The following is a 10,574-nucleotide window of genomic DNA, read 5'->3' on the forward strand; positions in this document are numbered from 1 at the left end:
GAAGTTTCCTGTGATGACCAAAAGCGCAAGGTTCCCTATGAGCCTAGACGCTTATCAACGGTAGTTGATGTGGCTAGAGATCCTAGTCTGGTAAAGTTCAGCTCGAACGTTAGCCTGCTGATTCCTCGGTTACGGCGGTAGCTCCAGTGTCTGTCAGAGATTCAAGATTTCAAGACTATCCACATACAGATCCAGATTGATGGCGGCAACTTATGCGCGTTTTTGTATTGGGTGGCTTCAGGCAGATATTGAGACAGACTAATCTGGATTAGGTAATCTGGGTTGGCTTTGCAGCATGCAGAAAATATTGCAAGATCAGGGATATCAAAAACTCAGCCAAGAGTGTCTGGTCAATGCAGTTCTTTATTAATGGGCTAGTAACGGGTCTGAATATAGCATTGCTATCACTAGCATTTTCTGTCGTTTATCTTTCTAGCCGTATCTTTCATGTCGCATTGGGTGGGGTCTACGTTCTAACTCCCTTTATGGCATGGACAGCTCTTCAGCATCACCTTGGATGGATGATCTCGATTCCATTTGCCCTGGCTTCGGGAGTTATCCTTTCTCTGGGCTGCGAATGGCTGAACCATTGTTGGCTAGAAAGAAAGCAGGCAGGGAGTAGTGCCCATACGATCTCATCTCTAGGCATTTATTTGGTCGTAGTGCAGAGTGTTGCCCTAATTTGGGGCAATGATCCAAAAGTTCTGCGAGATGGGTTAGATCGCATGGTTCAGTTTGGGGCTGCGACAATGACTTTATCTCAGATAATATCAGCGATCGTATCAGCCTTAGTCATGGCTTTGTTTTATGCGTGGCTGTACCAAAGTGATCGCGGCTTGCAGTTTCGGGCGATGGCTGGAAATCCTAAAGAGCTTGCTTTACGGGGATATAATATTCATCAACTACGATTGCTGGCGTTTGGTTTGTCTGGCTTGCTGTGTGCAATCAGTTCTTTGCTGTTTGCCTATGATATTGGTTTTGACCCTAATGCCGGACTAATTACCGCGCTACTGGCGATTGTCGCGTTTGTAATTGGTGGACAGAACTCCTTTTGGGGGGCTGCTTTGGGCGGCATCTTTCTCGGTATCTTACGTTCAACCACCGTTTGGTTTTTATCGGCAACTTGGCAGGATGCCATTACTTTTCTGGTATTGGTGGCATTTCTGGTTATGCGTCCCCAAGGTATTCTGGGCAAACGGGCAAGATTGGAGGTGGAAGCGTGAGCTATCTCTGGCATTTGCTCATCTATCTAGGAGTCTATACTATCGTTGCCGTCAGTCTGAACTTAATTGTGGGGTACTGTGGCTTGCTGAGCTTAGCTCATGCTAGCTTTTTTGCATTGGGGGGCTACGTCTATGGGCTGGCGACTCTGACTTTGAAATGGGGCTTTGTTGAAGCGACATTCTTAGCCATTCTGATTGCTGTGGTTTTAAGCCTGATGGTTTCGATTCCGGCTTGGCGATTCAAGGGCAATTTTTTTGTATTGGTGTCGTTGGCGGTGCAAGCACTGCTATTTGGAGCGTTCTACAACTGGTATGGGGATGCACCGATAGGAACCTTGCAAAATTTGACGAACGGGACGTTTGGCTTATCGGGTGTTTCAAAACCAGTTCTATTAGGTTGGCAGTTGCAACAGACCTCTAGCATTGTGGGACTGACTTGGTTTCTGACCCTGCTGTGTGTTGGAATTTCTTGGTTGTTGCTCGGTTCTCCGTGGGGGCGATTGCTGCGATCACTACGAGATGATGAACTCGTCACCCGAGGACTAGGAAAAAATACGCGCTGGCTCAAAACTCAGGCATTTGCGATTGCCTGCGGTATGGTCGCGCTGGCAGGAGCCATCTTGACCAGCTATATCGGATTCATTGATCCCAGTGCAGCAGCGTTGGATGAATCGATTTTAATGCTATCAATGGTGCTAGTTGGCGGAGTCGGCAATTTTCGAGGGCCTTTGGTGGGGGCATTCATTTTGCTGGCAATTCCAGAGATTTTACGATTTGTCCAGATTCCCGATGCCATCGCAGCGAATGTCCGCTTAATTTTGTACGGAGTCAGTCTACTGCTCGTGATTCACCTCAGACCCGAAGGGGTTGCAGGCAAGTACCGCCTAGAGTAGAAGAGATGTTTATGAGCAAATCTGATATCGCCTCTATGGCATTGACCTATGCAAATCATCCTGAAAATAGTGGATCTGTCTTGCTCCAGATTCGAGGGCTATGCAAATCATTCGGGGGGCAACCTGTCCTCCGCAATGTCTCGGTAACGCTGAATCGGGGCGAAGTGGTGCTGCTGCGGGGTGAGAACGGTTCTGGGAAGACGACACTGCTGAATATTCTGACAGGTAATCTGATGCCCGATCGCGGTTCGATGCGACTTTTTACATCGGAAATGCCGATCACCTTTCAGTTCCCTCAGGCTTGGTGGCAATCCCTCAATCCCTTTGATCCATTTTGTCCAGAGGGGCTGGCAAACTTAGGCTTGAGCCGAACCTGGCAAGATCCTAGACTGTTTCCCACAGAAACGCTCCAGGATAATGTGACGATCGCCACACCCAATCAGATGGGAGAACACCCCCAGTTGGCGGTCTTCCAGCCCCAGAAAGTGCGGTATCAAGAACGGCTTAACCTCAAACAGGCGAGAATGCGACTGGCTCAACTGGGGTTGCAGGGGCGGGAAAAATCGTCCGCTGACCGCATTTCTCTAGGACAGTCGAAACGAGTGATGATTGCGCGAACCTTGCAGACAGGAGCGCAAATTTTGTTCTTAGATGAGCCGCTGGCAGGACTAGATAGTGCTGGGATGGAGGAAATTGTCTCGATTCTGCGGCACTTGGTTCAGGAGGAGAACTTGACACTGGTGATTGTTGAGCATCTGTTTAACATTCCGCGAGTTTTAGAAATAGCGACGACGGTGTGGACGCTGAAAGACGGAGAAATTAAGGTGGAGTCACCGCTAGCAGTGCGTGAGGAGCTGACACAAGCGAGTGGAGGGATTGAGGACTGGTTGAACCAGTTGCAGGGGGCAGAGAGATCGCTGCTGCATCTGCCATTACCTGGTGATGCGCAACTGTCGATTTTGCAATCACGGAGCAATTTCACTGGGACATCGGACGTTTCTGCAAATGAGAGCCTGCCTGTGCTGGAGGTGGAGAATCTGCGGATGTCGCGGGGACAACGGGCGGTATTGGGAATGGGGGAGGGGCTGTCGTTCTGCTTGCGGCGGGGGGATTTGGCGGTGCTGCAAGCGCCGAATGGCTGGGGCAAGACGACGTTGTTGGAGGCGATCGCGGGTTTGATTTCGACGACCGAAGGGAGCATCCGTCTCAACGGTCGTATCATTCACCAGCGTCCTGCCTGGGAGCGGGCAAAGCTAGGCTTGGCATTTTTACAGTCTCGAAACAATTTGTTTCCTGATCTAACGGTGCGAGAAGTCTTCCAGCTTTCTCATGTCAGTCATCCACCCGAGGATACGCGCCGATTTCTCAATCACCAAATGACAGCGCTGAGCGGAGGGGAACGGCAACGAGTGTTGCTAGCTTGCCTGGACAAAAGAGCGCATTTATATATATGTGATGAACCTTTTCTGGCGCTGGATGCGTCGGGGCTACAAGCGGTGTGGCAAGCGATTCAGCCACAGCCAAATAGCGCTTGCTTGATTGTTGTACCATCTACTGTGAAGGAGGTTGAGTGATGAAACGTCGGACATTTATTCACATGGGGCTGATCGCGGTGCCTGTGGCAGGAGGAATCATTGCCTGCAATCAGACTCCCAATCCGCAACCAACAGAGACAGCATCGCCTCTTAGCTCCGATCTGATGATTAAGATCGGTAGTATTCTTACCTTAACGGGACCAGCCGCTTTACTAGGGCAAGAAATGCAAAAGGGACAGCAATTGGCTGCTGAGTATTGGAAATCCAAAGGCGCAAATGTCGAAATTGTCTTTGAAGATAGTAAGAATCAACCCAGGGATGGACTTTCGGCGTTTCAGTCACTCAAAGCAAGAGGTATTCGTCTGTTTACGGTCAACGGCAGCGGAGTGGCGTTAGCGATCAAGCCTGAGATTAAGGAAAATGAGTCAACTTTATTAGCATTGGCGGCTCATCCAGGTATTACGGCTCCAGTACAGCCTGGAGTGTTTCGATATTCGACAACAGCAGTTGGAGAAGCGGCGGCTTTGTTTGACTGGATTCAGAAAGCTGGGTCAACGGGTACGGTGTTGCTCTTTCACTCGGCGGATGATTATGGATTGGCGTTTGCGAATGCGTTGCAAGCCAGTTTGAAGACAGCCAATATTCCAATAGTGGTGAAACCCTATCGAAGAGAGGATGTGCCGGAGATGCGATCTCTGGTGCAGTCCACAGTGCCACAGGGTTCGTATCTTCCGGTGGTAGTGGGAGTGGGGCAACCGATGGCACAGGTGATTACGGTGCTAAGGTCAATAGGCTATCAAGGAACGGTTCTTGCCAATATTGGCTATGCTCTTACAGGGGTACAGCAACAGTTGGGCACACAAGCTGGAAAAATTGCTTACATCGAAATCGATTTACCTCAAAACCCTGACTTGAAAGTGGTTGCAGAGCAATACAAAGCATCTTTTAATCAAAATATTACTCCTGATGCTTCAATTGGGTTTAATGCAGTGTCAATGATTGTGACAGCAGTACTTAACCTTAACAGTAACGATACAGAAAAGCTGAATAGTGAATTCCTCAACCAGATCAAAATTTATCTAGACATAAATGATACGAATATTATGAATAATGAAGTGGTAGTAAAGGTGAAGGTTCGTGAAACTTGAGACATTACTTATTGAACCCACATATATTGAAGTCTTGAACAGTTTGAAAGAGCTATTCGAGAACCTGGGGTATGTTGAAATGCCAGCCACTTCAATTGTTTCACCATTTTGGAATACAACGTTTACTCCTTCAAGTTCAGAAGTAATATTCAAATCTTTTGATTTGACTAATAAAGAGTGCTGTTCAATTGTCACTTGTCAACCATGCATTCGTCTTAACGATTTACCACTAATTGCAGATGGATGGCACTTGCCAACTTTCCATATGGTTTTTGCATTTCAATTTAACCCCACTAACACATTTATTAGTGAGTCGCTGAAGCACTATATTGACTATATAACTAAGATCGTTGGTTGTAGAACCCAAAAACTGTTTTTTACTGTTCCATGCGATGATCACTTTCCGAATGATGAAACCGTCATTGGATTTGGGAGAGATCTTTTAAAGTATTGCGGCATTGAGGACAGCCAGATAATTTCTTGCCGAGGCTTAGCCAACTATCAGAAAGGCAGCGTCCTCAGTGAAGACGGTATAACACATAGTACGCTAGGACCAAGAATAGAGGTTTATATTCTTGGTCCTAATGGGAAATTATATGAAATTGCAACTCTGCTGAATCTCCTTGCAAGTACGGACTCAGGCAATAGCCGTCATATCTTTGGAATTGCATTTGGAGTTGAACGACTTTCAAGTCTTGCAGTCCAACATCATAATATTTATTTGATGCCCAAGAATAAGCAGGCAATCAATAGATTGGCAAGTTACGTTTTGCATGAGACTTTTGCACCAACATCCCTTGGACAAGAAGCCAGTTGTCAAATGCTATATTTGGCTGACACTCTAATATTTACTTCGCCTAGCATTACCAATTATCTTAACGTACAACCTTATAAGAGAGGAAAAAATAATAGAGGATTGGTTCATCAATATAGGAAAATCATTAAGCAGCTAAGGGATTTAACGGTGGACACTGGAGTGGAGTGGAATGATATTCTCTCGTTTTTTTATGATGAGTATTCAATCGCGAAATTTGATATTTGTGATTTTGGCTTATTAAGTAGGTCATGATATTGACATGAGTGACTTGAATAATTCTCAAAATTTTCTAGATATCGCATACAGAGTGATTAACTCTTCTTCTGATATTTATGTAGCCTTAGCACGAGAATTAATTCAAATAACGTCAGCAGATTTTTGTTTGCTTTCCTTATCTGCCAATAGCATTACAGATTTCAAAACTATATATAAGTCTAATATTAGTTCCGAACAAATAGAAAGATATATAAACAGTTTACAAAAAAAAGTGAATTTTCAATCTAAGAGAGATTTAAACCCTGCTTTTTCTCTTAGAAGTTTTTGGAAAGCAAATGACCGATATAAGCAATCTTTTGCTTTGGTGATAGGTGCATCACAAAGTGTGAGTATGCAGTTAAAACAAAAACCTTACTACTTAGCTGTTAGTATAGAATCTAAAAGTTCTATTCATTCTGAAGGCTCACTGCTTGAAATCAGTACAGTTGAATCTTATGTATCTATAACAGCTAAAGAGAGGGATTGTCTAAAGTTTTCAGGGAAGATTAATGCTCAACAGATTTGTATCCCTAGCTTTTACCAAGATGTTTATCTTTCATCTCTAATGAAAGACATTACCCTTATCGCTGAGTATCACCTTCTGCCTCCGGATCCTATCTCAGCATTGTCTATACCTCTTGGATTTACATATTCTAATAATCTTAAAAATAATGAGTTTGTGACTATTAATTTAGCATGGTTTGGAACTGAAGAGGCCCATGCCATTGATTTAGATATCAACCTAATTGATTGGGTTGTTCAACTATGTCGATTTGTTTCTCATGAGGTGGTGACAAAGTCGATCGATCGGGAACATCTTTGTTATCTCCTCTGGGATGTGGATTCACTTACTCGACATGCTGGTTTAACTAAGGGAGAGCGGGAATCACTGGACTTAATCTTACAAGATTATAGTTTTGATGAACTGGCTAGGCACTTTGGCATTAAAACCATAGATCAAAAGCTTCAAAAACTGCGCGATAAAATAAAACCTCTCTTGAATGCAAACCCAGAGACTCGAAAAAGGCTAGAAGAATGCAAAATAGATATTAACTCCCGGTTTTTTTCTACAAATTTGGTCAAAAAGGCTCTCATGTGTTCCGAATATTACCGTGGGAATCGGCTGATTGACTGACAAAACTAATCAGCGGCGTAGCAGTACGTGTGTATCTTGAACTCGATACGATAGGTACGTTGCTCGTGCTGTTGGCGAGAGGCCATAGCGGGCTCAGGATCACGGCTATGGGTAAAACAGACATGGCGAATGAGTGTCCAACCGTTCTCTAGAGCGGCCTTGACCCAATCCCATCCGATGCGAAAATAGCTGTTGCCTCGAAACCAATGGGGGTCCACCCAGCGACGTTTGCCCGTGGCGACGACCTCGGCACCTTGGGCGGTGACGTAGAGGGTGGCGACGGCCAAGAGAAACCAGAGGCGGGAGAGGGCACAGAGGTCGCGAATCTCGGATTTTTGGAGATTCCAACCGTTGGATTGGTCATCAAGAAAGGCCTCTTCTATCTCGAATCGTAGGCCGTATTCCTCGAAGGTTTGCAGGCTGGTGGGTTCATTGCTGGCGATAGCCCAAAACTCACCGTTGACGCTGTTGTAGCCAAAAGCGACATGCACCGGGCCGTACCACTCGCCTTTGTGGAGCTTCACGGTATGCCAACAGAGCGCCTCTCCTCGCTGGGGTGATTGAAGCGAAGCTGTCATGAGATGCAATTAGCCCACAAGCTTTGCTGCGCCTGACTTCTGGCGGCTGAATTTCCCCAGGTATCTGCTTTGTACATCTTCTGAATGATAAGTTTGGATTATCTTCGCTGCCGATGTTTTACGCTCTCTGAAGCAGTCATTTAGAGGCGTAGGATGAAGCGAAAGTGGGAGAATGAGGAACTAACTGAGCATTGGAGCATTGATATCTCAGAGAGGGGACTGATTGTTCAAAAGAAGGGAGCCAACCGTTTAGGGTTCGCACTGCTGCTGAAGTTCTTTCAATGGAAGGGGCGCTTTCCGGAGAAGAAGAATGAGATTGTGCGCGTTGTGCAAGAATTTGTTGCTGAGCAATTGGGTATTTCTGCAAGTCTTTACCAGGAATACGACTGGCAAGGAAGAGCCAGTCACTATCATCGAGCAGAAATTCGCCAATTACTACAGTTTCGTCCCGTTCAGTCGTCGGATTTTGACGAGTTGCGCCAGTGGCTCATGGATGTGGTCTTACTGGAGGAAGTCGATGTCCGTCGCATTCAACAGTCGCTCTATGAGGAGCTAAAGAACCGTAGGATTGAACCCCCGACTTCTGGTCGTCTCCAACGTCTACTCAATTCAGCCAAGCACCAGTTTGAGACACAACTTTGTGTGACCATTAGTGAGCGCATCTCCGTGTCCTGCCGTGAAGCGTTGGATGAATTGACCGGACCTCAAGAAGATTCCTACCTCCTAGACCCCCAGGAGGTTCAGCTCAATCAACTGAAGGAAGAGGTGGGGTCTGCCACAGTGAAGAGCCTGGAAGCCGAGTTGTCGAAACTCGAAATTCTCCAAAGGGTGGGAGTTCCTGACGGTCTGTTTACAAGCCTGTGCGAAAGTATGGTGGAACGATATCGATTGCGGGTTGAGACAGAGACACTGACCGAGTTGAGACGGCATCCTGAGCCGATGCGATACACTCTGTTGGCGGCATTTTGCTCCTTACGCTTGCAAGAGGTCATCGACAATATCGTTGAGCTTCTGCTGCAACTGGTCAATCGACTGGAGCGACGGAGCCGCAAGCGAGTCACCGAAGAAGTGGTCGCCAAAGCGCAAAGTAGCGGTGAGCATGACAAAATCCTTTATCAGATCGCTCTGGCAGCCCTGGCTCAACCAGAGGGACTGGTCAAAGATGTGATTTATCCCATTGCAGCAGAAGAGACTTTGGAGAAATTGGTGGACAGTTTAAGTGGAGGAGGGACATTTCGAGAACGGCTTCATGCTCGCCTACGCACTGCCTATCATCACCATTACCGCCGGATGCTGCCCTTAATTCTCAAGGCGTTGGAGTTCCGGTGTGATAACCCCCAACTGCAACCCATCCTGGAAGCGCTGCGGCTTTTGAAGGATTATGCGGATACTCCAGCGCGGACTCCTTATGCGGCAGACCACTCAGTGCCAATTGAAGGCGTTCTCAGTTCCACCTGGCAGGCGGTAGCGGTCAGCATGGGGGAAAATGGCGAACCTAAAATTGACCGGGTGGCTTATGAACTGGGCGTGCTTCAAATGGTGCGGGACAAATTGCGTTGCAAGGAGATCTGGGTAGATGGAGCTAAGCGCTACCGGAATCCGGACGAGGACTTGCCGCAAGACTTTGAGGCAAAACGCGCAACCTATTATCAGATCTTGCAGCAACCCCTGGAGGTGGAATCCTTCATCGCCAAAATTCAGCAGGACATGGCTCAAGCCTTGAAGCAATTTAATGCGGGGCTGCCCACCAATTCTAAAGTGGACATTTCCTCAACTCGTGACGGTTGGATTCGCTTGAGTCCCTTGGAGGCACAACCGGAACCCGAACAGTTGAGGATGCTGAAGGAGGAACTCCATCGTCGTTGGTCCACAATTCCCTTACTGGACATCCTCAAAGAAACCGAATTTCGACTTGGGTTCACGACCCATTTCCGGAGCGCTGCCAGCCGAGAAGCCCTTGACCCTGTTGAGCTACAGAAGCGCCTGTTGTTGTGTCTGTACGCCTTAGGAACCAATCTGGGCATCAAGCGGATTGCTCCCTCAGATCACGGTGTCGGCTACTTTGATTTGCATTATGTTCGTCGCAAGTTCTTGAGTAAGGCGGCACTCCGGCAGGCGATTACTGATGTGGCGGATGCAGTATTCCGTGTCCGGTTGCCGCACATTTGGGGAGATGGCACCACCGCTTGTGCGTCAGACTCCAAGCAGTTTGGGACGTGGGACCAGAACCTGATGACCGAATGGCACCCGCGCTATCAAGAACGAGGGGTGATGATCTACTGGCATGTAGAAAAGAAGTCAGTTTGCGTTTATTCCCAACTCAAGCGCTGTTCCTCCTCGGAGGTGGCCGCCATGATCCAAGGTGTACTGCGCCACTGTACCCAAATGTCGATTGATAAAAACTACGTCGATACGCACGGTCAAAGTGAAGTTGGCTTTGCCTTTTGCTATCTCCTCGGCTTCCAACTCATGCCGCGCATCAAAGGTATTCAGCAGCAAAAGCTGTATCTACCCGATAAAGGGCAATCCAAGTCCTACCYGCATCTTCAGGCAATTATTAAACGCCCGATTCGTTGGCGGTTGATCCGAGAGCAGTATGACATGATGGTCAAGTTTGCTACCGCTCTTAAGCAAGGGACTGCCGAGCCAGAGGTGCTCTTATCTCGCTTCACTCGCAACAATGCTAAACACCCGGTTTACTTAGCTTTGGCTGAACTGGGCAGAGCCATCAAAACGATCTTTCTATGTCGTTACTTGCATGACGAACGCATTCGTCAGGAGATCCAAGAGGGCTTGAATGTCGTTGAAAACTGGAATAGCGCCAATGACTTCATCTTCTATGGCAAGAGCGGTGATTTTACTTGCGCCCCTGTGGTGTTGAAGGAAATCTCCATGCTTTGTTTACACCTGCTCCAGGTCAGTTTGGTTTACATCAATACCTTGCTTATTCAGCAAGTTTTGTCTGAACCGGATTGGATACAGCAAATGGG

General features: G+C 47.2%; 8 protein-coding genes. 7 read left to right on the forward strand and 1 reads right to left on the reverse strand.

Annotated elements, in window-relative coordinates; genetic code table 11:
- Positions 1–353 precede the first annotated feature (353 nt).
- From BST81_RS02400 to BST81_RS02425, 6 genes are read left to right on the forward strand one after another with little or no spacing between them, the layout of a single operon-like run.
- On the forward strand, positions 354–1,223 hold the full coding sequence (locus tag BST81_RS02400) for a branched-chain amino acid ABC transporter permease (RefSeq protein ID WP_075596950.1): 870 nt from the start codon (positions 354–356) through the stop codon (positions 1,221–1,223).
- On the forward strand, positions 1,220–2,116 hold the full coding sequence (locus tag BST81_RS02405; RefSeq protein WP_075596951.1) for a branched-chain amino acid ABC transporter permease: 897 nt from the start codon (positions 1,220–1,222) through the stop codon (positions 2,114–2,116). The genes BST81_RS02400 and BST81_RS02405 overlap by 4 nt, the downstream gene beginning before the upstream one ends.
- 11 nt (positions 2,117–2,127) lie before the next feature.
- Positions 2,128–3,690, forward strand: a complete 1,563-nt coding sequence (locus BST81_RS29060) for an ATP-binding cassette domain-containing protein (RefSeq protein ID WP_075596952.1) — start codon at positions 2,128–2,130, stop codon at positions 3,688–3,690.
- Complete coding sequence (locus tag BST81_RS02415; RefSeq protein WP_075596953.1) at positions 3,690–4,799, forward strand: ABC transporter substrate-binding protein; 1,110 nt, start codon at positions 3,690–3,692, stop codon at positions 4,797–4,799. The genes BST81_RS29060 and BST81_RS02415 overlap by 1 nt, the downstream gene beginning before the upstream one ends.
- Positions 4,789–5,868, forward strand: a complete 1,080-nt coding sequence (locus BST81_RS02420) for a hypothetical protein (RefSeq protein WP_075596954.1) — start codon at positions 4,789–4,791, stop codon at positions 5,866–5,868. Before BST81_RS02415 ends, BST81_RS02420 begins: the two co-directional genes overlap by 11 nt.
- Before the next feature lie 7 nt (positions 5,869–5,875).
- A complete protein-coding gene (locus BST81_RS02425) occupies positions 5,876–7,006 on the forward strand; it encodes a hypothetical protein (RefSeq protein ID WP_075596955.1) in 1,131 nt (376 codons plus the stop codon).
- A gap of 5 nt (positions 7,007–7,011) precedes the next feature.
- Here the strand turns inward: BST81_RS02425 and BST81_RS02430 are convergent, their stop codons facing one another.
- Positions 7,012–7,530 (reverse strand): hypothetical protein, encoded by a 519-nt coding sequence (locus BST81_RS02430; protein ID WP_253188054.1) that lies wholly within the window; start codon positions 7,528–7,530, stop codon positions 7,012–7,014.
- Positions 7,531–7,737: 207 nt separating this feature from the next.
- Between BST81_RS02430 and BST81_RS02435 the strand changes: the two genes are divergently transcribed.
- The coding region (locus BST81_RS02435) for a Tn3 family transposase (protein ID WP_075596956.1) at positions 7,738–10,574 on the forward strand (2,837 nt) is incomplete at its 3' end.

Origin of the sequence: Leptolyngbya sp. 'hensonii' (assembly GCF_001939115.1) — a bacterium.
Classification (GTDB): Bacteria; Cyanobacteriota; Cyanobacteriia.

What these genes read in the sequence shown, in the direction of transcription:
- BST81_RS02400 (WP_075596950.1), top strand. Translation starts at nt 354, where the DNA reads ATGCAGTTCTTTATTAATGGGCTAGTAACGGGTCTGAATATAGCATTG.
- BST81_RS29060 (WP_075596952.1), top strand. Translation starts at nt 2,128, where the DNA reads ATGAGCAAATCTGATATCGCCTCTATGGCATTGACCTATGCAAATCAT.
- BST81_RS02425 (WP_075596955.1), top strand. Translation starts at nt 5,876, where the DNA reads ATGAGTGACTTGAATAATTCTCAAAATTTTCTAGATATCGCATACAGA.
- BST81_RS02415 (WP_075596953.1), top strand. Translation starts at nt 3,690, where the DNA reads ATGAAACGTCGGACATTTATTCACATGGGGCTGATCGCGGTGCCTGTG.